Source organism: Rhizobium sp. CB2179 (genome assembly GCF_057653455.1).
Map to the genome: position 1 here is coordinate 3,499,874 of NZ_CM172781.1, position 22,772 is coordinate 3,522,645.

At 62.3% G+C, this 22,772-nt stretch carries 18 protein-coding genes; 6 read left to right on the top strand and 12 right to left on the bottom strand.

The window, feature by feature from the left end:
- Nucleotides 1-918 carry a DMT family transporter gene (locus AC244Q_RS17495; protein WP_128408130.1) on the top strand — a complete coding sequence of 306 codons (918 nt, stop codon included), beginning with the start codon at nucleotides 1-3 and terminating at the stop codon, nucleotides 916-918.
- A 24-nt stretch (nucleotides 919-942) separates the two neighbouring features.
- On the opposite strand, the gene AC244Q_RS17500 is transcribed toward AC244Q_RS17495, so the two are convergent.
- The 7 genes from AC244Q_RS17500 to AC244Q_RS17530 form a co-directional block, all read right to left on the bottom strand.
- Nucleotides 943-1,791, bottom strand: a complete 849-nt coding sequence (locus AC244Q_RS17500) for a GNAT family N-acetyltransferase (RefSeq protein WP_128408121.1) — start codon at nucleotides 1,789-1,791, stop codon at nucleotides 943-945.
- Between the two features lie 369 nt (nucleotides 1,792-2,160).
- Nucleotides 2,161-3,978, bottom strand: coding sequence for a putative bifunctional diguanylate cyclase/phosphodiesterase (locus AC244Q_RS17505; RefSeq protein WP_113546035.1), 1,818 nt, complete (start codon nucleotides 3,976-3,978; stop codon nucleotides 2,161-2,163).
- Nucleotides 3,979-4,109: 131 nt separating this feature from the next.
- Nucleotides 4,110-5,894, bottom strand: coding sequence for an IlvD/Edd family dehydratase (locus AC244Q_RS17510; RefSeq protein ID WP_113546036.1), 1,785 nt, complete (start codon nucleotides 5,892-5,894; stop codon nucleotides 4,110-4,112).
- Complete coding sequence (locus AC244Q_RS17515; RefSeq protein ID WP_128408120.1) at nucleotides 5,891-6,802, bottom strand: NAD(P)-dependent oxidoreductase; 912 nt, start codon at nucleotides 6,800-6,802, stop codon at nucleotides 5,891-5,893. Before AC244Q_RS17515 ends, AC244Q_RS17510 begins: the two co-directional genes overlap by 4 nt.
- 206 nt (nucleotides 6,803-7,008) lie before the next feature.
- Nucleotides 7,009-10,209 carry an efflux RND transporter permease subunit gene (locus tag AC244Q_RS17520; protein ID WP_113546038.1) on the bottom strand — a complete coding sequence of 1,067 codons (3,201 nt, stop codon included), beginning with the start codon at nucleotides 10,207-10,209 and terminating at the stop codon, nucleotides 7,009-7,011.
- Nucleotides 10,210-10,328: 119 nt separating this feature from the next.
- Complete coding sequence (locus tag AC244Q_RS17525) at nucleotides 10,329-11,519, bottom strand: efflux RND transporter periplasmic adaptor subunit (protein WP_017994989.1); 1,191 nt, start codon at nucleotides 11,517-11,519, stop codon at nucleotides 10,329-10,331.
- Between the two features lie 46 nt (nucleotides 11,520-11,565).
- The gene (locus AC244Q_RS17530) at nucleotides 11,566-12,378 is read right to left on the bottom strand and encodes an alpha/beta hydrolase fold domain-containing protein (protein ID WP_113546061.1); all 813 of its coding nucleotides are present in this window, start codon (nucleotides 12,376-12,378) and stop codon (nucleotides 11,566-11,568) included.
- Nucleotides 12,379-12,546: 168 nt separating this feature from the next.
- Here AC244Q_RS17530 and AC244Q_RS17535 point away from each other — a divergent pair, with 168 nt between their 5' ends.
- Nucleotides 12,547-13,458 (top strand): LysR family transcriptional regulator, encoded by a 912-nt coding sequence (locus AC244Q_RS17535; protein WP_017994991.1) that lies wholly within the window; start codon nucleotides 12,547-12,549, stop codon nucleotides 13,456-13,458.
- A 282-nt stretch (nucleotides 13,459-13,740) separates the two neighbouring features.
- Here the strand turns inward: AC244Q_RS17535 and AC244Q_RS17540 are convergent, their stop codons facing one another.
- Both AC244Q_RS17540 and AC244Q_RS17545 read right to left on the bottom strand, forming a co-directional pair.
- A complete protein-coding gene (locus tag AC244Q_RS17540; protein WP_113546039.1) occupies nucleotides 13,741-14,643 on the bottom strand; it encodes an SDR family oxidoreductase in 903 nt (300 codons plus the stop codon).
- 80 nt (nucleotides 14,644-14,723) lie between these two features.
- Complete coding sequence (locus AC244Q_RS17545) at nucleotides 14,724-15,467, bottom strand: SDR family oxidoreductase (RefSeq protein ID WP_113546040.1); 744 nt, start codon at nucleotides 15,465-15,467, stop codon at nucleotides 14,724-14,726.
- Between the two features lie 119 nt (nucleotides 15,468-15,586).
- Here AC244Q_RS17545 and AC244Q_RS17550 point away from each other — a divergent pair, with 119 nt between their 5' ends.
- From AC244Q_RS17550 to AC244Q_RS17560, 3 genes are read left to right on the top strand one after another with little or no spacing between them, the layout of a single operon-like run.
- Nucleotides 15,587-16,495, top strand: a complete 909-nt coding sequence (locus AC244Q_RS17550) for a LysR family transcriptional regulator (RefSeq protein ID WP_113546041.1) — start codon at nucleotides 15,587-15,589, stop codon at nucleotides 16,493-16,495.
- Nucleotides 16,496-16,534: 39 nt separating this feature from the next.
- A complete protein-coding gene (locus tag AC244Q_RS17555) occupies nucleotides 16,535-16,849 on the top strand; it encodes a hypothetical protein (RefSeq protein ID WP_012758722.1) in 315 nt (104 codons plus the stop codon).
- A gap of 53 nt (nucleotides 16,850-16,902) precedes the next feature.
- On the top strand, nucleotides 16,903-17,520 hold the full coding sequence (locus AC244Q_RS17560) for a DNA-3-methyladenine glycosylase (protein ID WP_113546042.1): 618 nt from the start codon (nucleotides 16,903-16,905) through the stop codon (nucleotides 17,518-17,520).
- A 123-nt stretch (nucleotides 17,521-17,643) separates the two neighbouring features.
- On the opposite strand, the gene AC244Q_RS17565 is transcribed toward AC244Q_RS17560, so the two are convergent.
- The 3 genes from AC244Q_RS17565 to AC244Q_RS17575 are packed head-to-tail and all read right to left on the bottom strand — an operon-like array spanning nucleotide 17,644 to nucleotide 20,870.
- Nucleotides 17,644-19,185 (bottom strand): DHA2 family efflux MFS transporter permease subunit, encoded by a 1,542-nt coding sequence (locus AC244Q_RS17565; protein ID WP_012758724.1) that lies wholly within the window; start codon nucleotides 19,183-19,185, stop codon nucleotides 17,644-17,646.
- The gene (locus tag AC244Q_RS17570) at nucleotides 19,178-20,413 is read right to left on the bottom strand and encodes an HlyD family secretion protein (RefSeq protein WP_113546043.1); all 1,236 of its coding nucleotides are present in this window, start codon (nucleotides 20,411-20,413) and stop codon (nucleotides 19,178-19,180) included. The genes AC244Q_RS17565 and AC244Q_RS17570 overlap by 8 nt, the downstream gene beginning before the upstream one ends.
- Nucleotides 20,406-20,870, bottom strand: a complete 465-nt coding sequence (locus AC244Q_RS17575; RefSeq protein ID WP_012758726.1) for a MarR family winged helix-turn-helix transcriptional regulator — start codon at nucleotides 20,868-20,870, stop codon at nucleotides 20,406-20,408. Before AC244Q_RS17575 ends, AC244Q_RS17570 begins: the two co-directional genes overlap by 8 nt.
- Before the next feature lie 245 nt (nucleotides 20,871-21,115).
- Between AC244Q_RS17575 and AC244Q_RS17580 the strand changes: the two genes are divergently transcribed.
- Complete coding sequence (locus AC244Q_RS17580) at nucleotides 21,116-22,660, top strand: cation:proton antiporter (RefSeq protein ID WP_113546044.1); 1,545 nt, start codon at nucleotides 21,116-21,118, stop codon at nucleotides 22,658-22,660.
- Nucleotides 22,661-22,772: the final 112 nt, after the last annotated feature.

The window sequence follows — 22,772 nt, forward strand, 5'->3', positions numbered from 1 at the left end:
TTGCAAGCCACGGCCTATATCTGCCTCGTTATCGCTACCCTCTGCTGGGGTGGCAACTCTGTCGCCGGCAAGCTCGCGCTCGGGCATATCAGCCCGATGATGCTGACCTTCCTGCGCTGGTTCCTTGCCGTCGCGATGATCGCCGCAATTTCGCTACCGCAACTGCGGAAGGACTGGCCGGTGGTGAGGAAGAACCTGCCGCTGCTCCTTTTCTACGGCGTCATCGGCTACACCCTTTTCAACGCCATGCTTTACTCGGCCGTGCAATATACGACGGCGATCAACGTCGCCATTGAGCAGGCCGGCATCCCGATGCTGATCTTCCTGCTAAATTTCATGTTCTTCCGTACCGGCATCTCGCTGGCGCAATGTCTCGGCTTCGGCATGACGCTGATCGGCGTCGCCCTGACCGCCGCGCATGGCGACCTCGCAACGCTCCTGCAACTCAGCCTCAACCGCGGCGATGGGCTGATGCTGATCGCCATTGCCGCCTATTCCGTCTACACGATCTTCCTGCGCTGGAAGCCGCCGCTCGACTGGCGCACGCTGATGGCGGTCCCGGCGCTCGGCGCCATGCTGACCTCGCTGCCGCTAATCCTCTGGGAGGCTGGACGAGGTGCTGCGCAGTGGCCGGACCACACCGGCTGGGTCATCACTCTCTACACGGCGATCTTCCCATCGCTGGTGGCGCAGATCCTCTATATCAAGGGCGTCGTCGCAATCGGCGCCAACCGGGCTGGCCTCTTCATCAATCTCGTGCCAGTGTTCGGAACGCTGCTCTCCGTCGCCCTGATCGGCGAGCAGCTGCAGTCTTTCCATGTAATCGCACTGGTACTGACCTTGGGCGGCATTGCCATCGCCGAAAAGGGCCGTCCCAAAGCTTCGTCGCCGACCGTGCCCGCCTCACCCGTGGATTAAAGCCTTCCCGGTCGGGAAAAGGCTTTAACCAAGCTCCAGCGTCGTCACGCCGAAGACGTGCTTCAGCGGAATGGCCGGCGCCGACCCGCGATACATGCGTGTCGTCTCGAACACCGGTTGAAGACCGATGCCTTCGGCAAGCGCGACCGCCTCGTGGTTCTCTGCGGGAATATCGATGAAGACCGCGGCCCCCTTCGCCTCGGGGATCAATTCGGCAAGCAACGCCGCGGCGCTGTCGGCATCATTGGCAAAGAGCGGGCCGATCTTGTAGCCCTCGTAGCAGCGGCGGATCGTGGCGTAACCGCGGATCTTGCCGCTCTTGCGCACCACCGCCGAACGGCGGCCCTTGCGGCCGGTGCACCAGGAGGTGAGGAAGGCATCCCGCGGCTGCGGAAAGATCGCCGAATCATAGCGCTGCAGGCCTTCGAGGCGTGAATCCAGCACCGGCTGCGCGACAAGCGTCGAGACCGGCAAGGAGGTGGCGACGCCGCCGTAGCGAATGGTGGAATAGGCTGGCTCGAAGCCGGCCTTGCGGTAGTTGTCCTGCTGTGCGGCGACGCCGTCGAGACCGATCGTGCGGTCTCCCGCGCTGGCAATGCCCGTCTCCCAGATCGCCTTGCCATAACCCTTGCCGCGAAAATCAGGATGGACGATGTAAAGGCCCAGGAAGGCGAAACTCTCACCATATTTGACGACCGAGATCGAACCGACGGGGACTTCGCCGATGGAGCCGACGAAAAATCCTGACGGATCGGCCTCGAGGAATGCAAGCGAATCGTCGAGGCCAGGGTTCCAGCCTTCCTGACGCGCCCATTCGAGCACGAGTTCAAGTTCGCCGGGCCGCATCGAACGAACGGCAAATTCCGAATTCATGCGACTTTCCTAGATTAAATGTCCCGCAAGTCCATCCCGGCAACGGCAAAGCAATTGTCAGGCCCCAGCTCTCGATTGCACCTGCGAACGATGGAGAGCCGCGCTCATGGACTTGACGACGCGTATAATCATTTTTCGATGCAATACAGAAAGCTTCGTTTCCGCATTACCATGAAACAATGCCGTTGCAAGCTCAAGAAAATTACTTGCACGCCAATTATCTTCCTGCCGATGCGAATAAAAAGCCGCGCCGAAAAGAGACCGCCTGCGAATTTGAAAGACGAGAGAAGCGTTCGTCCGAAATCACCTCCGCGACGCGGCAAAAAACCGGGAGCGATGACAGTTGCCCGCAGAAGGATCACCGGCCGTTCAACTGCCCATCACGGTCTTCTGCTTTTCGATTCGGCGCGTCATCGATGAGAACAGACGGTCTGTCTCCGCCGCCGGTGCGGGATAACCGAACGCATAACCCTGCAGGCCGTCGCAGCCGAGCTGCGCCAGCACAACGGCATGCGCCTCGGTCTCGATGCCCTCGGCGATCACCTCGACATCGAGTGCCTTCGCGATTTCCACGATCGAACCCACCACGCGCCGCTGCTCGGCCGAGCTGACGACCTCGGTGACGAGTTGCCGGTCGATCTTCAGCCGTTTCGGCCGCAGCTTGACGAGACCGATCAGCGAGGCATGGCCCGATCCGAAGTCGTCGATCTCGATGTCGATGCCCATCTGTTTGATATCGCCGATATGATCGAGCAGTTTTTGGTCGCTGTCGTCGAGGAAAATCGTCTCGACCAGTTCGAAGACGATCACGCCGGGCGGGATATCGAGTTTCCTCAGCTTGTCGAGCAGTGCAGGATCGGCAAGCCGCGACGCCGAGATATTGACGGCGATGCGCGGAACCGCAAGGCCGCGCAACAGCCAGAACAGCCGGTCTTCGAGAACGCTTTTGAGGATCGCCGCGTCGATCTCCGCCGCAAGTCCGTGCTCATCGGCAATCTTCAGGAATACCCCCGGAGCGAGCACGCCCTTCTCCGGATGTTTCCAGCGCGCCAGCGCCTCGAAGCCGATGACCTCCCGCGTCCGGGCGTCGAGCTGCACCTGATAATAGGGAAGGATCTCACCGCGCTCCAGCCCAAGCTTCAGCTCTTCGGCGAGGCGACGTTTGGAGCGCAGATCCTCCTGCAATTGCCGCGTGAAGAATTCGACGCGGTTGCGCCCGAGCTTCTTGGCCTGGTAGAGCGCCAGGTCGGATTCGGCCAGCAGGTTGCGCGCACGCCGATCGCCGCTCCAGGAAACGCCGATCGAGGCGCCGGATTGCAGCATCTCCTGGCCGAAGCGGATCTTCTTCCGCAGCCGACGCTGGACGTCCTCGGTGATCAGCTTCAGCTCAGTGAGATCGGCGAAATTGACCAGTACGATGACGAATTCATCGCCGCCAACGCGGGCGACCACGCCATTTGCAGGAATGGCGGCGGTGATTCTAAGTGCTGCGGCCCTGAGAACGGCGTCGCCAGCGGCATGACCGTGGCTGTCGTTAATCTGCTTGAACTGGTCGAGGTCAAGATGCAGCACGGCAAGCGTCGTGATGCTTTTGTCGGCTGGCAACTCCGCCAGCCGCTTGTCGAGAAGGCGCCGGTTCGGCAGGCCGGTGAGATAGTCATGATCGGCGACATGCTCGATGCGGGCATTGCTTTCCTCGAGCGCCAGCGCCCTCGCCTCGGCCACCACCTTTTGCCGCGCCAGTTCCGCGTTGAGCAGTATGTCGGCCGTCACATCCCATTCGGCGCCGATGAAGGAAGGCAGACCCTCCGCATCGACATAGAAATGCGCGCGCGAACGCAAATGGCGGATTTCACCGCTCGGCAGCACGATCCGAAATTGCGAATTATAGGCGCCGCGCGTCGTTATCGCCTGCTCGAAGTCGCGTTCGGCCCGCTCGCGATCATCGGGATGGATGGCATCCGACCAAAGCGATGCCGGCACCAGCCGGCACGTCTCGCCGGTCTCGTAGAGACGATGCATCTGTGCATCCCACAAGATCCCGTCCTGCTCGATGCTGTGCTCCCAGACACCGATCTGGGATGCATCGAGAGCGAGTTCGAGCCGACGCAGAAGATCCTGGAACTCCCGTTCGGATCGTGTGGCTTTGATCTCTGGCAACGCGGTCCCAGCCTTAGAAGCTTGCATAACGGCAATATGGTCTCAAGCCGGCATTAATGAAGCCTTGTGCTGATGACCGAACTAATGACTAGGTGAACTGTTCGTTACGACTTTCCCCTTTTGGATCAAAGGACTTGCAGTCTGCGGCACCTTTAAGATCAGTGGTTGTGCCGCGGCGGGTTTTTTGCGATCTGGCGGAATTCCGCCGCTCCCTCCAGCACCGCGCCGTCCGACAATTGCGTCACCGAGCGGCGGTAGATCTGCTGCCACGGCGTCGCATCCGCCGGCACTGGCGGGATGCCGTCGCCCTTGCGCCGTTCGATCTCGGCGTCCTCGACCAGCATGTCGCAGCGCCCGTGGTTGAAGTCGATGCGGATGATATCGCCGGTACGAAGCCAGGCGAGGCCGCCTCCCGCTGCACTCTCCGGCGAGGCGTTGAGGATCGAGGGACTGTCCGCCGTGCCCGACTGGCGGCCGTCGCCGATCGTCGGCAGGCTGCTGATGCCGCGCTTCAGGAGATGATCCGGCGGCTGCATGTTGACGACCTCAGCCGAACCCGGCCAGCCGATCGGCCCGGCGCCGCGGATGGCGAGGATGGTATTTTCGTCGATACCGAGTTCGGGATCGTTGATGCGCTTGTGATAGTCCTCGGAACCGTCGAAAACCACCGCCCTGCCCTCGAAGACGCCTTCGTGCCCGGGTTCCTCAAGGTAGCGCCGGCGGAAATCCTCCGAGACCACGCTCATCTTCATGATCGCGAAATCGAAGAGATTGCCTTTGAGAACGAGGAAGCCCGCCCGCTCCTTCAGCGGCTCAGCGAACGGCTTGATAACCTCGCGGTCGCGCGCTTCCTTGCCCTCTAGGTTCTCGGCCATCGTCCTGCCCGTCACCGTGCGACAGTTGCCGGCGAGCTTTCCGGCCTGCAGCAACTCCCACATGATCGCCGGCGTACCGCCGGCACGATGAAAGCGCTCTCCGAGATAGGCGCCCGCCGGCTGGACATTGGCCAGCAGCGGGATATCGAAACCATGTACCTGCCAATCGTCGGGATAGAGTTCGACGCCGGCGTGCTTCGCCATCGCGGCCAGATGCGGCTGCGCGTTGGTCGAGCCGCCGATCGCCGAATTGGTGCGGATCGCATTCAGGAAAGCCTCGCGCGTCAGGATATCCGACGGCTTCAGATCCTCGAACACGATTTCGACGGCGCGTCGCCCGGTGCGGTAGGCCATCTGGCCGCGTTCGCGGTAAGCGGCCGGAATGGCGCCACAGCCGGTCAGCGAAAGGCCGAGCGCCTCGGCCAGCGCATTCATCGTCGAAGCGGTGCCCATCGTATTGCAGTGGCCGACGGAAGGCGCAGAATCGAGCGCCGCCTGCAGAAATTCCTCCCGATCGATCTCGCCTGCCGCATATTTCCGCCGCATCCGCCAGATCACCGTCCCGGAGCCCGCCAGCTCCCCCTCGTGCCAACCGTCGAGCATCGGCCCTCCGGAGAGCACGATCGCCGGAATATCGACCGTCGAAGCAGCCATGATCGCTGAAGGCGTGGTCTTGTCGCAGCCGGTGGTCAGCACGACACCGTCGAGCGGATAGCCGTAGAGGATTTCGACGAGGCCGAGATAGGCGAGATTGCGGTCGAGTGCCGCCGTCGGGCGCTTGCAATTCTCGAAGATCGGATGCGTCGGAAACTCGATCGGAATGCCGCCGGCATCGCGGATGCCGTCGCGCACCCGCTTGGCAAGCTCGACATGCACTCTGTTGCAAGGCGTGAGATCGCTGCCGCTCTGGGCAATCCCGATGACCGGCTTGCCGGAGCGCAGTTCTTCCGGCGTGATGCCGTAATTCATGAAGCGCTCCAGATAGAGCGCTGCCATGTCGATATGATCGGGATTGTCGAACCAGTCCTGCGAACGCAGGCGCCGCTTCGCCGAATGGCTGTCCGTCACTGTTTTTCTCCCGGCCGGGCATTCTTCTCTTCGAGATGGAGGAGCAGGCCACTGTGATCCTTTTCGCCATTGCCATTGGCGACGAATTCGCTGAATTCGGCATGCACCGCCGCCGTCAGCGGCAGCGTCAGCGACAGGGTCTTGGCCGTCTCCATGGCGGCGTTCAGATCCTTCAGCTGGTTGCTGGACGAACCGCCTGGGGTAAACTGCCGCTCGAGCATGCGCTTGCCGTGCAGTTCGAGGATACGGCTCTCGGCAAAGCCGCCGCGAATGGCGTCGCGGAATGCGGCCTGCGAGCCGCCGCCCGCTTCGATCAGCATCATCGCTTCGGCGACGGCGCCGATCGTCACCGCGACGATCTGCTGGTTGGCAAGCTTGGCGAGTTGGCCTGCCCCGCTCGGACCGACGCGGGTCACCCGCCCCATCGGCGCAAAGATATCCGCAAGCCGGTCGATCACGTCCTTGTCACCGCCCGCCATGATCGCAAGCGTACCCGCTTCCGCCCCGACGACGCCGCCTGATACCGGCGCATCGACGTGATCGACGCCGCGTTCGGCAAGCCTTGCAGAATGGTCGTGGGCGAAATGCGGGGCAATCGAACTCATGTCGATGACCGTTGTGCCAGACGTCATCGCATCGACCGCTCCGCGGTCGAACAACACGTCCTCCACCGCCTCGGCGTTGGTCAGCATGGTGATGACGACGTCGGCGCCCGAGACGGCATCATCAGGTGTTTTCGCGCAGACCGCGCCGTCTTCCGCAAGCGCCTCGGCCTTGCTGAGATCCCGATTCCAGACGGTGACGGCAAAGCCCGCGCCCAGCAACCGGCGAGCCATCGGCGCGCCCATCAGGCCGGTGCCGAGAAAGGCGATCCGCCTGCCGTCATGACCTTCTCTCGAACTCGTCATTCAGTCCTCCCAACTGTTGTCCGTCTTTGATAGTCCCCTCGCCCATCGTTGCAAACCGTTTTGACGGACGTAACGCATATTTGTCGCATGCCCTCGAGGGCGTCGTCCGAAGGCCGCGCGCACTTCGGCCTCATGCCCTGAAAACGATACGGGCGAGAACCGAAGTTCCCGCCCGATTTACCCGACAAAGGAAGGTTGAATTCCGTTTATTCCGCCGCGAGCCGGATGACCTCCGCCTCTTCTTCCTTGTGTTCGTCCGGCTTGTGCTGGACGAGCGGACGGTTGCCCGTCAACCGCCGCAGCAGCACGTAGAACACCGGCGTCATGAAGATGCCGAAGAAGGTCACGCCGATCATGCCGGAGAAGACCGCGACACCCATGGCCGCGCGCATTTCCGCGCCGGCGCCTGTGGAGATGACGAGCGGCACGACGCCCATGATGAAGGCGAGCGAGGTCATGAGGATCGGGCGAAGGCGAAGGCGGCTGGCCTCGATCGCGGCCTCCCGCGGTGTCCTTCCCTCGAACTCCAGTTCGCGGGCGAATTCCACGATCAGGATCGCGTTCTTCGCCGATAGACCGACAAGCACCACAAGTCCGATCTGGGTGAAGATGTTGTTGTCTCCACCGGTGAGCCAGACGCCGGTCAGCGCGGCCAGCACGCCCATCGGCACGATCATGATGATCGCAAGCGGCAGCGTCAGGCTTTCATACTGGGCGGCCAACACGAGGAAGACGAGCAGCAGCGCCAGCGGGAAGACGACGATGCTCGAATTGCCGGCCAGGATCTGCTGATAGGTCAGATCCGTCCATTCGAAGTCGATGCCCGCAGGCAGGGTCTCGTGAAGGATCTTCTCGATTGCCGCCTGCGCCTGACCGGACGAGAAGCCCGGTGCCGGACCGCCGTTGATATCGGCGGCAAGGAAGCCGTTATAGCGGTTCGCGCGTTCCGGACCGGTGCTCGGCTCCACCTTCAAGAGGGCCGAAAGCGGGATCATCTCACCCGATGCCGAACGGACCTTCAACTGGCCGATATCTTCCGGCTGGGCGCGGAATTTCGCATCGGCCTGAACGCGGACGCTGTAGGTGCGGCCGAAAGCGTTGAAGTCGTTCACATAGAGCGAACCGAGATAGATCTGCAGCGTCTGGAAGACGTCGGTGACGGAAACCCCGAGCTGCTCGGCCTTGGCACGGTCGAGATCGGCATAGAGCTGCGGCACGTTGATCTGGAAGCTGGAGAACAGCCCGGCGAGTTCAGGCGTCTGGTAGGCCTTTGCAAGCACTGCCTTGGTCGCCTCGTCGAGTGCCTGGTTGCCGAGGCCGGCACGATCCTCGATCTGCAGCTTGAAGCCGCCCGTCGTGCCGAGACCATTGACCGGCGGCGGCGGGAACATGGCGATGAAGGCATCCTGGATGACGCCGAACTTCTGGTTCAGCGCCATGGCGATTGCGCCGCCCGAGAGATCAGGCGTCTTGCGCTCTTCGAAGTCCTTCAGCGTCACAAAGACGATGCCGGCATTCGAGGAATTGGTGAAGCCGTTGATCGACAGGCCTGGGAAGGCGATCGCATTGGCAACGCCCGGCTGCGCCAGCGCGATGTCGGTCATGCGCTTGATGACGTCCTCCGTGCGGTCGAGGCTTGCGGCATCCGGCAGCTGAGCGAAGCCGATCAGATACTGCTTGTCCTGCGACGGCACGAAGCCGCCGGGAACAGTGCTGAACAGACTGTAGGTCGCACCGACCAGCGCCAGATAGATCACCATGACGATGCTCTTGCGCGACAACAGCCCGCCCACGCCCTTGCCGTAGGCATTCGAGCCCGCGCCGAAGACACGGTTGAAGCCGCGGAAGAACCAGCCGAAGATAGCGTCCATGAACCGCGTCAGCCAGTCCTTCGGCTGATCATGGCTCTTCAGGAGAAGGGCTGCCAGCGCCGGAGACAGGGTGAGCGAGTTGAAGGCCGAGATGACGGTCGAAATCGCGATCGTCAGCGCGAACTGGCGGTAGAACTGACCCGACAGGCCGGAGATGAAGGCAAGTGGCACGAAGACCGCGACGAGGACCAGCGCGATCGCGACGATCGGACCGGAGACTTCCCTCATCGCCTTGTAGGTGGCAGCCCGCGGCGACAGGCCTTCCTCGATATTGCGCTCGACGTTTTCGACCACCACGATCGCGTCGTCGACGACGATACCGATCGCAAGCACCAGTCCGAACAGACTGAGCGCGTTAATCGAGAAGCCGAAGACATACATGACCGCGAAGGTGCCGATGATCGAGACAGGAACGGCGATCAGCGGGATGATCGAGGCGCGCCACGTCTGCAGGAACAGGATGACGACGAGGACGACGAGCGCGATGGCTTCGAGCAGCGTGTCGATGACCTTCTCGATCGAGGCCCGCACGAATTTCGTCGTATCATAGACGATCTCGTATTTGACGCCCTCAGGCATGGCGAGCTGCAGCTGATCCATGGTCGCGTTCACATTGTCCGCGATCTCGATCGCGTTCGAACCTGGCGCCTGAAGAACGGCGACGGCGACGGCCGGCTTGCCGTCGAGCAGCGAACGCAGCGTGTAGTCCGCAGCACCGAGCTCGATGCGGGCGACATCGCGAAGGCGGGTGATCTCGCCATTGGCGCCCGTCTTGACGATGATGTTGCCGAACTCCTCGGGCGTGCGCAGGCGGCCCTGGGCATTGACGTTGAGCTGCAGGTCCACACCGGGCTGGCTCGGCGATGCGCCGATGATACCGGCGGCGGCCTGGATGTTCTGGGAGCTGATCGCGCTGCTGATGTCGCTGGCGGCAAGATTGTGCTCGGCGGCCTTCTGCGGGTCGATCCAGACACGCATGGAATAGTCGCCGGCGCCGAAGACCTGTACCTGACCGACGCCTGCGATGCGGGCGAGCCGATCCTTGACGTTCAGGGTCGCGTAATTGCGAAGATAGGTGATGTCGTGATTGTTCCCGTCGGAGACGAGGTTGACGACCATAATGAAGTTGGGTGAGCTCTTGACCGTCGTGATGCCGAGCGAACGGACTTCCGCCGGCAGGCGCGGTTCGGCCTGTGAAACGCGGTTCTGCACGAGCTGCTGCGCCTTGTCGGGGTCGGTGCCGAGCTTGAAGGTAACGGTGACGTTGAGCACACCGTCCGATGTCGCCTGGCTGGCCATATAGAGCATGCCTTCGACACCGTTGATCTGCTCTTCGAGCGGCGTTGCCACCGTTTCGGCGATGACGGACGGGTTGGCGCCAGGATAGGTAGCGCGCACGACGATCGACGGCGGCACGACCTCCGGATATTCGGAAATCGGCAGCGCGCGCAGGCCGATCAGGCCGGCAACCAGGATGAGGACCGAAAGAACGCCGGCAAAGACCGGGCGGTCGACAAAGAATCTGGAGATGTTCATATCAAAGCCCTCTCCGGGGTGAACATGGATGCAAAGTCCCTCTCCGGCGGTTTGGGAGCCGCCGGCGGGTCGTATCATTTCGAGTATTGGCCCTCCCCCTCAGGGGAAGGCGAGAGTCATTACTGCGCGGTCGCGACCTTCTCTTCCATCTGAGGCGCGACGACTGCGCCTGGACGGATGCGCTGCAGACCGTTGACGACGATCTTCTCGCCGACGTTCAGGCCGCCCTCGACCACCCGCTGACCGTCAGCCAGTGTGCCGAGCTGGACCTGCCGATAGGCGACCTTGTTCTCAGCATCGACGACGAAGACGAACTTCTTGTCCTGGTCCGTGCCGACGGCGCGGTCACTGATGACGATCTTGTTCTCTGCCTTCGGCTGGCCCATGCGCACCCGCACGAACTGACCGGGGATGAGACGTCCGCCCGGATTGTCGAAGACGGCGCGCACGCCGATCGTTCCGCTTGATGCATCGACCTCGTTGTCGATCAGTTGCAGCTTGCCCTTGATCGGCGTGCCGCTGTCGGTCAGCGTGCCGACCTCCACCGGGATCTGCTCGACGGCAGGCAGGGCGCTATCCGTCTGCGGAAGCTGGGCAAGCGCGCGCGTCACCATCTCTTCGCTGGCATTGAAGCTCGCATAGATCGGATCGACGGAAACGAGCGTCGTCAGCGCCGGCGAGGTCGAACCGGCGGCGACGAGATTACCGGCGGTCACCTCGATCTTGCCGATGCGGCCGGAAACCGGAGCTCGCACCTGCGTATAATCGAGATCGAGCTGGGCCGACTGCAGTGCAGCCTGCGCCGAACGCAGCCCCGCCTGAGCCTCGGCCAGCGAACTCTGGCGCTGATCGAGATCACTCTGGGAGATGGTGCGGTTGTCGGAAAGCCTGCGGCCGCGGTCGAGTTCGGTCTGCGCCAAGCTGACCTTGGCTTCGGCCGAAGCGACCTGGCCTTGCGCCTGCGCCACGCTCGCCTGGTAGGGGGCCGGGTCGATGGTGAAGAGCAGGTCGCCCTGCTTGACCAGCGCCCCTTCGCGGAAAGCCACCGACAGGATGGCGCCGGCAACACGGGAACGCACCTGCACCCGGTCGACGGCTTCCAGACGGCCGGAGAAACTTTCCCAAGCCGTCACGTCGTGCGCCGCAACGACGGCCACCGTCACCGGCACAGCGGGAGCCTGTGCGGGGGCGGAAGCGGCCGTAGCGGTCGTGCTCATCGGCAGTTCGAAAAACAATGCAGCGCCGGAAACGGACGCAATAAGGCCTATGCCGGCGCCCACAAGGGCCCAGCGCTTCTTTCTGGACGTCATCGGTACTCTCCTTGCGGCTCAAGGCCGCCGAAATATCAGGTCTTCTTCAATGCAATTGCGGTTGAACGCTTACGTCCCGAAGGAAGCTTCCGAAATGGTGGCTGACGTTTTCCTGCCAGTCGGGCGCTCCGTCGGATTTCCCACCATAAATCGAGGGCCAGCCCGTCCCGGCGGGAAGGACATGCTGGCGCACACCGACACCGGCCTGCTTCAGGCGGGTACCGTAACCAATTGTCTCGTCGTGCAGAGGATCGTCCTCCGCGGTGAATATCAGCGCCGGCGCAACGCCCGAAATACGCGAACAGAGGCAAGGCGCCGCGTAAGGGTGGCAACCGCCGCCGCTTAGATAGTGGCTCCAGCCCTCCGTCCAGCGCTGGCGCATGCCGATGGCTTCGGCCTTGCGGATCGAGGACGTGCCCATGAAGGGATCGAGCAGCGGCGAAATCAGGACCTGGCCGTCGAGCGCATCCGGCATCTGGTCGCGCGCCTTCAGCGCCACGCCGGCGGCGACATTGCCGCCCGCTTCTTCCCCGGCGACGAAGAGCAGCGACTTGCGGTCACCGAGACCGGCGCGTTTGTTGGCGAGATAGGTGAAAACGGAGAAGGCAACTTCCAGCGCCTTTGGAAATAGATTGCCGGAAAGGCTGCTGTAATCGGCGGCAACAACGATAGCGCCGGCCTTGGCGAGGCTCATCGCCACCGGCCGGTCGACGTGTGTGTCGCTATCCAGAAACGCGCCGCCATGCAGGTAAAGCACGATCGGCGGACCCTTGCCATAATCGGCGCCCATGTAGATACGTGCGGAAACGGGGCCGATGGCCACCTTATCCAGCATCATATCTTTCAATTCCACCGTCATGGGTCTGGTCTCTTTTGCGCTTTCGGTGTCAAGCAGACAGAGCGAGCCCGCTTGCATTTTGTACAAAAAAGATATTGTTATTCCATTCAGGGAATAAGCAGCGATATCGCGATAACACTGTTCCAGATCCCGAACAATGGTGCAACGCAAACTGCGGAATTGAAACCGATGGATCAGCTTTCGGCAATGCGCGTCTTCATCCGCGTCGTGGAGACAGGCAATTTTACCCGCGCCGCCGACATGCTCGCCATGCCCAAGGCGACGGTGACCAATCTCATCCAGGGCCTGGAAGCGCATTTGCGCACCAAGCTTTTGAATCGGACCACGCGCCGGGTCATGGTGACGACGGACGGCGCGCTTTATTACGAACGCGCCGCCCAGATCATTTCGGAACTGGAGGAGCTCGATGGCAGCCTCTCTAATTCACAGAGCCTGCCGAGCGGACGGCTGCGTGTCGAGATGGCCGGCGCTTTCGCCGATTGGATCGTCGTTCCGGCACTTTGCGATTTTTATCAGCGTTATCCCGATATCCGTATCGACCTCGGTGTCGGCGACCGCACGGTCGATTATCTTGCGGAAAATGTCGATTGCGCGCTGCGGGCCGGCACGCCGGCCGACCAATCGCTGATTGCGCGGCGCGTCTCCGAAGTCGAGATGATCACCTGTGCTTCGCCGAGCTACATCCAGAAATTCGGCATGCCCGAACGGCCGGAGGATCTGGAGGCGGATCATTACACCGTCAACTATTTCCGCGCCCAGAACAACCGGACGCTGCCCTTCGAATTCCGCAGGCACAACGAGGTGATCGAGACCAGCCCGCGTTACATCGCCTCGGTCAACGATAGCCGCACCTATCTAACGGCGGCGCTGACGGGCCTCGGCATCGCGCAGGTGCCGATCTTCATGGCGCGCGAGCCGATGGCAATGGGCGAACTCGTCCGCGTGCTGCCGGATTGGCGTCGCGATCCGCTGCCGCTTTACGTCGTCTACCCGCCGAACCGCCATCTCAGCAACAAGGTGCGCGTCTTCGTCGACTGGCTGGTGAAGCTTCTAGTCGAGGCGAGACTGAACGACGTCTGAGCGCTAAAACAAATACGGCCCGGAAGGCAGGGGAAACCTTCGACGGGCCGCAATCTACAACTCTGAACATCAAGCCTGTCGCACCGTAGCAAAGGCCCGGCAGGCTCTGGAGGTTCGCAAAGAGAGTGGCAGGGAATTCCACTCTCTCGCGATAAGGCAGATATACGCACTCCCCGCAGGATTGTAAGGAAAAATTCCGCAATCACGTTCACATAATTGCGATGATGGCTTGGCCCCAGGTTCCCCGCGCGGTTGTTCCCGCGCGCCGCGGTTGGGCCAGGTTTAATTCCCGACGGCCGGCTTCAACAGGTCGTCGAGGCCGATGCGGCGGAACAATTCCGCCCGGACACGATCGGCGACGCCGTTGACGATCTCGGCGCCGTCCTCGGACGGATCGATATGGACGCGGAATGGCCGGGTGCCAAACGGCTTGCCGACGACATCGACGATGGCCGCGGCAACCGCGCCGGCATCGGCGTCGGCAGGTTCGAGCGCTGCCAGGCCCTGCAGCGCCTGTTCCGGCACGCCCTTGTAGGGTCCTTCATTGTATTCGGCGGCGCGGGCGGTATCATCAGGGGAACCGGAATGGGCGAAATGGTTGGTGCCCTTGGTGAAGGCGCCGGGCACGATAATCGAGGTCTCGATGCCCCAGCGGGTCAGCTCGCCGGCATAGGAGACGGCAAGTGAATCCATCGCCGCCTTGGCGGCAAAATAGGGCGAGAGGTAGGGAGGCGTGCCGCCGCGGCTGCTCGACGACGATACCCAGACCACCAGGCCCCTGCCTTGCCTGCGCAGATGCGGAAGTGCCGCGCGGTTGACGCGCTGGGTGGAGAGCACGTTGATGTCGAAGAGCTCAGCGAACTGTTCCGGCGTGAAGGCTTCGGCCGGGCCGAAGGACATATGGCCGGCATTGTGAATGATGACATCGAGGCGGCCCGCATCGGCGATGATCCTGGCGATACCTGATACAACCGACGCGTCGGAGGCGACATCGAGTTCGACCGAGCGCAGATCGACGTTGTTGTTCCTGGCAAATTCAGCCGCATCGGCGATGGCCGGAGCGTTGCGGCCTTCCGTGGCGCGCATGCCGGCATAGACGGTATGGCCGGCCTTGGCGAGGGCGCGGGCGGTGAGCGCGCCGAAACCGCTGGAAGCGCCGGTGATGACGATGACTTGTTTGCTCATGGTCCTATTCCTTCTGGATTCGATTGGCTGATTGAGGAATGAAAATTTGAATGAGCGGCGGCCGGAAGCCGCCGGTCTCGTCAGATCACGCCACCATTGGCGCGCAGCGTCTGGCCGTTGATCCAGCCACCATCAGGGCCGGCGAGGAAGGCAACCGCAGAAGCGATGTCTTCCGGTGTGCCGAGGCGTTCCAGTGGGTTCATTTTCGCCGTGCGGGCGATGAGTTCGTCCGACTTGCCGTTGAGGAAAAGCTCGGTGGCGACTGGGCCAGGCGCGACGGCGTTGACGGTGATATCGCGGCCGCGCATCTCCTTGGCCATGATCGCCGTCAGCGTTTCCACGGCAGCCTTGGTCGCGGCATAGACGCCGTAGGTTTCGAGCTTCAGGCCGACGACTGAGGTCGAGAAGTTGACGACCCGGCCGCCGTCGCGCAGACGCTTGGCTGCCTCGCGCAACGTATTGAAGGTGCCCTTCAGATTGACGCCGATCTGCCGATCGAAATTGGCGTCATCGGCCTCGGCGAGCGGGGAGAGCATCATGATGCCGGCATTGTTGACCAGCACGTCGACGCCGCCGAAGGCGGTTTCCGCGGCATCGAACATGCGGCGGACGGCCTCGGCATCGCTGACATCGGCTTTCGCCGTCAGCGCCTTGCCGCCGGCCTGCTCGATCTCCTTTACCAGTTCCTCGGCCGGAGCGGCATTGCCGGAATAGTTGATGACGACGGTGAAACCGTCATTGGCGAGGCGTCGGGCGACTGCCGCTCCAATGCCGCGGGAAGCGCCGGTGACCAGTGCCACCTTGCCGTTTTCGTTGGAAGCCATTGTCCTTCTCCTACATCCTGCGCCGCAGCGCGTTTTCGATGAGGAGAAGATACACCTGTTCATTCTGCGGATAATCATGCATTATTCGGCATCACTATCCGGGATTGACGAACAAACAGATGGACAGATTTGATGCCATGCGCGTGTTTTGCCGTGTTGTGGAACGCCGCAGCTTCACGCTTGCCGCCGAAGACACAGGCCTGCCGCGCTCGACCGTCACCGACGCGATAAAGCAGCTCGAAGCCCGCCTCGGCGTGCGCCTGCTCCAGCGGACGACACGCCATGTCAGTCCGACGCTTGACGGCGAGGCCTATTACCAACGCTGCCTGTCGATCCTTGCCGATATCGAGGATGCCGAAGGCGCCTTTGCCGGCGCCAAGCCGAAGGGCATGCTGCGTGTCGACGTACACGGCACGCTCGCTCGCCATTTCGTACTGCCGAGCCTGCCGTCCTTCCTGGAGACCTATCCTGAGATTGAATTCTACATGAGCGAGGGCGACCGGCTAGTCGATCTCGTGCGCGAAGGCATCGATTGCGTGCTGCGCGTCGGCACGCCGCAAGACAGCGACATGGTCGCCCGGCGCGTCGCCATGCTTGATGAGATCACGCTCGCCTCTCCCGATTATATCACCACCCGTGGCCTGCCCCAGCATCCCGACCGGCTTGCCGGCCATCGTATGATCGGCTTCCGTTCAAGCAGCACGGGCAGCCTGCTGCCGCTCGAATTCATCGTCGACGGCACGGTGCGTGACGTTTCCATTCCCGCTACCGTCGCGGTCAACGCCGCCGAAAGCTATATTTCAGCGGCGAGGATGGGCCTCGGCATGATTCAGATCCCGCGCTATCACGCTGAAAAAGACCTGGCCGAGGGAACGCTGATCCATGTATTGCAGGATTTTCCGCTGACTCCGACACCGGTTTCCCTGCTCTACCCCCGCAACCGCCAGCTTTCGCCGCGCGTGCGCGTCTTCATCGACTGGCTGGTGAAGGTCTTCGCTCGACAAAATTCCGAAAACGCGCTTCACTAAAACGCGCCTTGCTAATATGAGCGCCCTTGGAGAACGGCCATGGCACTCAACGATATCACCGTCTACCAGACGGAAGACGGCTTCGTCGTCGAATTCGGCGGCGAAGGCGAAGACAGCATTGCCGTGACGCTGCGCAGCACGCCTGAGCTGACGTCGGAAAACGCCGTCTTGCGTGCCAAGGCCCTGCTTGCCGCAGCGATCGAACCTGCCCATGGCGACGGCGCGCGCAGCAAGGATCCTGCTTTGCTCGAAGAAGAGCTGGAAGAGGGCCTGGAAGATTCCTTCCCGGCGAGCGACCCGGTCTCGGTCACATCATCCTCGATCCCGATGCGCGATCCGAATGCCGGCCGCTGATCCCTATCGCGCAAACGCATGAAACGGTTTCGGGATGACGGCGAGCGCGCTGAATGTTATCTGCGTCTGATATGACCGACGGTGGAACGATATCAGGCGCGGTCGGCGCCGGCCCCCTTACGGGCGAAAGCCTCCGGAAATTTTTCGAGCGCGATGCGATCACCGTCTCTCGCGACCTGCTCGGCTGCCAGCTGACCGTGGACGGCGTCGGTGGGCGCATCACCGAGACCGAAGCCTATTTCCCGGATGACGAGGCCTCGCACAGCTTCCGCGGCCCGACCAAGCGCAATGGCGCCATGTACGGCAAGCCGGGCAATGTCTACATCTACCGCATTTACGGCATGTACTGGTGCCTGAATTTCGTCTGCCATCCGGGCTCGGCTGCACTCATCCGCGCCCTGGAGCCGGAAACGGGAATCCCTCGGATGATGGAGCGGCGCGGCACTGATATGCTGACGTCGCTCTGCAGCGGCCCCGGCAAGCTCTGCCAGGCGCTCGGCATCGATATCGGGATCAATGACCAGTTGCTCGACCGCCCGCCCTATGCGATCGCGCCGTCGGCCCCGGTGCCGATCGTCTCGGGAAAACGCATCGGCATCACGAAAAATGCCGAAGCACCATGGCGCTTCGGCGTTCAGGGATCGCGTTATCTCAGCAAGCCGTTTCGCTAGAGCATGATGCCGAAAAGTGTAAGCGGTTTTCGGGCGACATCATGCTCCAACTATTTAATTTATAACAAAATTCCAGGAAAAGTGCGAAGCGGTTTTTCGTCCGGAATTGCGCGAATCTGGAGTTCATTCCATGACGGCGCTGTGGTCGACGGCGGGTGCTGCCTTCGGCTTGCGCAGCAGCAGCACCAGCGGAATGACCGCAAGCGACATCAGCATCAGCAGCTTGAAATCGTCCATGTAGGCGATGATCGTCGCTTGCAGCGTGATGATCTCGTTGAGCGAAGCACGGCCGGCCGCCGTCACCGGGCTCAGCCCCTGCGCCGCCACCGCATTGAAGGCGTGGTTAAACGGCGTCACATAGGCCGCGATCGATTCATGATTGCTCTGCGTGTTCTCGACGATCAGCGCCGAGACGATCGAGATGCCGACCGCCGAGCCGATGTTTCGCGACAGGTTGTAGAGACCGGTGCCGTCGCCGCGCATATGGGCGGGCAGCGTGGAAAAAGCGATCGTCGTCAGCGGCACGAACAGAAAGCCGAGGCCGGCGCCCTGGATGAAGCCGACCGAGACGATCGTCCATTGCGAGACGTCGGGTGTCCAGCCGGTCATGTCATACATCGCCCATGCGGTGAGCCCCAGGCCGAGCGCCAGCAACGCGCGCGTATCGACCTTGCCGACCAGCCGCCCGACGATGAACATGCAGAGCATGGTGCCGAGCCCGCGCGGCCCCATGACGATGCCGGCTGTGATAACGGGATAGCCCATCAGCGTCTGCAGATAGGGCGTCATCAGCGCCAGTGAGGCGAGATAGGTAATGCCGACCACGAAGATGAAGATCATGCTGATCGAGAAGTTTTGATCGAGGAACAGCTTCGGGTTCACGAAGGATTTCTCCGCCGTCAGCGTATGCACGATCAGCAGATAGAAGGCTGAGGCGCAGATCAACGCCTCGAGCATGATCTCACCGGAAGAGAACCAGTCGAGCTGTTCGCCGCGGTCGAGGAAGAGCTGCAGCGCGGCGATGCCGAGGCTCATCATCCCGAAGCCGAACCAGTCCAGTTTGGCGAGCAGATCCCTCTTGGTCTCAGTGACGTAGACGACGATGCCCATGAAGGCCAGCGCGCCGATCGGCACGTTGATATAAAACACCCAGCGCCAGCTGATATTGTCGGTCAGCCAGCCGCCGATGACAGGCCCAAGCACCGGCCCGACCATGACCGAGACGCCGAAAAGGGCCATCGCCGAGCCGCGCTCCTCGACCGTGTAGATGTCGAGGAGGATGCCCTGGGAAAGCGGCACCAGCGATGCCCCAAACAGGCCCTGCAGCAGGCGGAAGGCGACGATCTGGTTTAGCGATTGCGCCAGGCCGCAGAGAACGGAGGCCGCCACGAAGCCGGCAATGGCGACGAGCAGCACGCGTTTGCGGCCGAACTTGGCGGCGAGAAAGCCCGACGGCGGCGTCATGATTGCCGCCGCGACGATATAGGAAGTCAGCACCCAGTTGATCTGGTCGGCAGAGGCCGACACGCTGCCCTGGATATAGGGCAGCGCCACGTTGGCGATCGTCGTGTCCAGCGCCTGCATGATGACGGCGAGAATGACGCAGGCCGTGATCGCACCGCGATTGGCAATCGGCGTCACCGGAGAAGCGGAAGCGTTACTCATGATCCTTGCCCTGAGGCCGACCCAGAAGCTTGTTGACGAAATCAGGCAGGCCGCGGGCATGGCCGGTCTCGACATCGACCACCGTACTCATGCCGACACGTAGCGGCGGCTTGCCTTCGGTGTCCTCGATGCTGACGCGCATCGGAATGCGCTGCACGACCTTCACCCAGTTGCCCGTGGTGTTTTGCGCCGGCAGCAGCGAGAAGCTGGAGCCGGAGGCCGGGCTGATGCTCTCGACCTTGCCCTTCCATGTCACGCCGGGATAGGTGTCGATATAGATCTCGGCCGTCTGGCCGGGCTTGACATAGGTGAGTTCGGTTTCCTTCGGGCTGGCGGCGATCCACAGATGGTCGGTGGCAACAAGCGAGAAGGCTTGCTGCGAAGCCTGCAGATAAGAGCCGACCTGCAGCGCGTTGACATTGGTGACGATGCCGTCGAACGGCGCCTTGACGACGCTGTGGTCGAGTTCGCGCTGGGCATTGTCGACATTCGACTTGGCCTGCAGGTAGAGAGGGTTTTCCTCGGCCGGCTGGTCGGCATTGCCGCCGAGCTGGGCGAGCGTCGTTGCGGCTTCCGCCTTGGCGACGGTCACCTTCTGCTGCGCGGCTTCCAGATTGTGCTTGGCTTCGTCATAGGCCGACTGCGTCGCGCTGCCGTTGTTGACAAGGTTTTGCTGCCGGTCAAACTGATCCTGATAATAAGGCAGATCGGCTTGCGCCTGCGTGATCTCGGCAAGCGACTGCTGATAGCTGGCCTTGAGATTCATGATCTGGTTGCGCTGCGCGCCGAGCTGCGCCTTGGCGCCATCGAGCGCGATCTTGAAAGAATCCGACCGCAGGCTGAAGAGCACCTGCCCCGTCTTGACCGCCTCGTTCTCATGCACGTTGATCTGGTCGACGATGCCCGAGACATCGGTGGTAAGCCCGACCATATCGGCCTGGATATAGGCGTTGTCGGTCGACATCACCTGGCCGCCATTGACGTAATAATAACCGCCGACGACGAGCGCCACCGGCAGCAGGGCAAACAGGATCGGCCGCGTGAGACTGCGCCGGCGGCGGACCTTGTTGCCGCCAGGCGCAGCCACGGCGGCAGCCGGCGCTGAATTGGATGAAGGCGCTTCGGCTACCGTTTCCTGCTGTTTCGCTTCGTTTCCTTCGACAGGAGTCTTGGTCTTGGTCTTGGTATTGGCGTCGGCAACGACGCGGAGGGGGGATTGATCAGCCATCGTTCGTCTCATTTTCGTCAACCGGGCTCCGGCATGCCTGAACCAGGTTCGTCTTCATTACGGATAGGATGTGGAAAAGCAGCTCGCGCTGCTCGGCCGAAACGCCTTGCAACGCTTCTGCGCGGGTGGTGTCGCCGAGCTCGCGCATTTCGGCGAGCAACGGGTGCGCCTCGTCGCGCATATAGAGCAGCCAGATGCGCCGGTCGGTCGGGTGCTGGCGGCGCTCGATCAGCCCGCGCTCGGCGAGCTTGTCGAGAATGCGCACCAGCGTGATCGGCTCGACTTCCAGGATTTCGGCAAGGCCGCCCTGATGGATGCCTTCATTGTTCGAGAGATAGGCAAGCGTCTGCCATTGCGACCGGGTCAGCCCAAGGCACTTCGCGCGCTGCTCGAACCGCTTGCGCAGCAGCCGTGCGACGTCGTGGAGAAGGAAACCGAGGGTCGGAGTGGCGTTCATGAAAACCTATGACCGTTATTTATAAGCATCCTTATAATATCGGTAGATATATTGAGCATGTGCACTGCACAAGGGCCTGCACGGCAGATTCAGCAATGTCGGCTAAAATGCCGCAGACCGGGCCAAGCATATCCTACCGTTTCTCCTTCCGCCGTTTACAAGCACCAGCCAGTAGCCGCAGCCGAGTTCCGCCCTAATTCTGCGGCAGGAACAGCCTCCGCCGGAGGTGCGCATTGGGGAGCTCTATGGCGTTCTTCGAAAGCATGCTGACGCTGCTGCTCGTGGCGATCGTCTTTCTGCAATTCTCCAGGAAGTTCCGGATCCCTTATCCGACAATGCTGGCGATCGCCGGCGTCATCGTCGCGGCCGTGCCCTGGGCGCCGGAGGTCGCGATCGATCCCGAGCTGGCGCTGGCGCTGCTGATCGCGCCCGTTCTCTTCGACGCCGCCTATGATCTGCCGCCGAGGACGTTGAGGCGCAACTGGCTGCCGTTATTCTCGCTCGCCGCCATTGCCGTGATCCTGACGGCTGCAGCCGTCGCCACCGTCAGCGTGACGATGGCCGGCCTGCCGCTTGCCGCAGCCGTGGCACTCGGCGCCATCGTCGCGCCGCCGGATGCGGCAGCCGCGACCGCCATGCTCGACCGCTTCACCCTGCCGCACCAAACCTATGTGATCCTGAAGGGTGAAAGCCTCCTGAACGACGCCGTGGCGCTACTGATCTTCAGCGCTGCGGTGGCAGCCGCCGCAAGTCCCGCCTTCTTCGCCGGCGCCCTGGCGGAGCTGGCGCTCGCCGTGCCTGGCGGCCTCATCCTCGGCTATCTCATGGGCCGTCTCTACATGGTCGTCGGCCTGAGGCTTGCCGGCACGCTCGGCGGCACCCTGCTCGAATTCGTCGCCACCTTCGGCACCTGGATCATCGCCGAGCGGCTGCACCTTTCGGCAATTCTGGCGATCGTCGTCTATGCGATGGTGATTGCCCGCTACATGCCCGAGCGGCAGACGGCCCGCCACCGCATTCATTCCTATTCGGTCTGGGAAGCCGCAGTCTTTCTGCTCAACGTGCTCGCTTTCCTGCTGATGGGACTACAGGCCCGTCAGATCGTCCTCGACCTCGATCCCGGCCGTCTGAATTTCGCGATCACTTTCGCCGCCATGGTCTTCGTCACCGTCATCGTCGTCCGCCTGGCCTGGGTGCTCTTCTATAACCGCGTCATCAACTTTCTCGCCGCGCGCGGACGCACGACACAAGCCGTTCCGACCTTCGCGACCAGCCTGCTTGCCGGCTGGTGCGGCATGCGCGGCCTCGTCACGCTGGCGACCGCGCTCGCTTTGCCGATCGACTTCCCCGATCGCGACATCATCCTGCTCTGCGCGCTCGCCGTCGTTCTCGGCACGCTCATTGTCCAGGGCCTGACGCTCGGGCCGCTGATCCGTTTCCTGAAATTCGATCCGGACACCTCCCTGGATCGCGACCTCGCCAGGGCCCGCGTCACGTTGATCGATGCGGCCCTTGCCGAACTCGCCGGCGGCGAGGACAAATCCACTCGCATCCTGCGCGACGTCTACACTTCCGAACGCGAAATCACCGCTGACGGGAAACACCCGCGCGAGGTCAGCAGGCTCGACAAGCAGCGCCGCAACGTCATCGTCGCCAAACGCCGCAGACTGGCGGCGATGCGCCGCGCCGACGAGATCGACGACGATGTCTTTCACATGCTGGAACAGGAGCTCGACTGGGCCGAACTCGCCGCCCTGCCGCCCGGCAGAGACGAGATCGTCGAGAGCTGATGCCTTCTGTGAAGTTTTGATGGATTCCGGAACCGTTACCAATTGGCATTTGCAATTTTTCGCCGCTGCCGTTTATAGTCCAATTCCATAGGGTTACGATTTTTCGGATGTG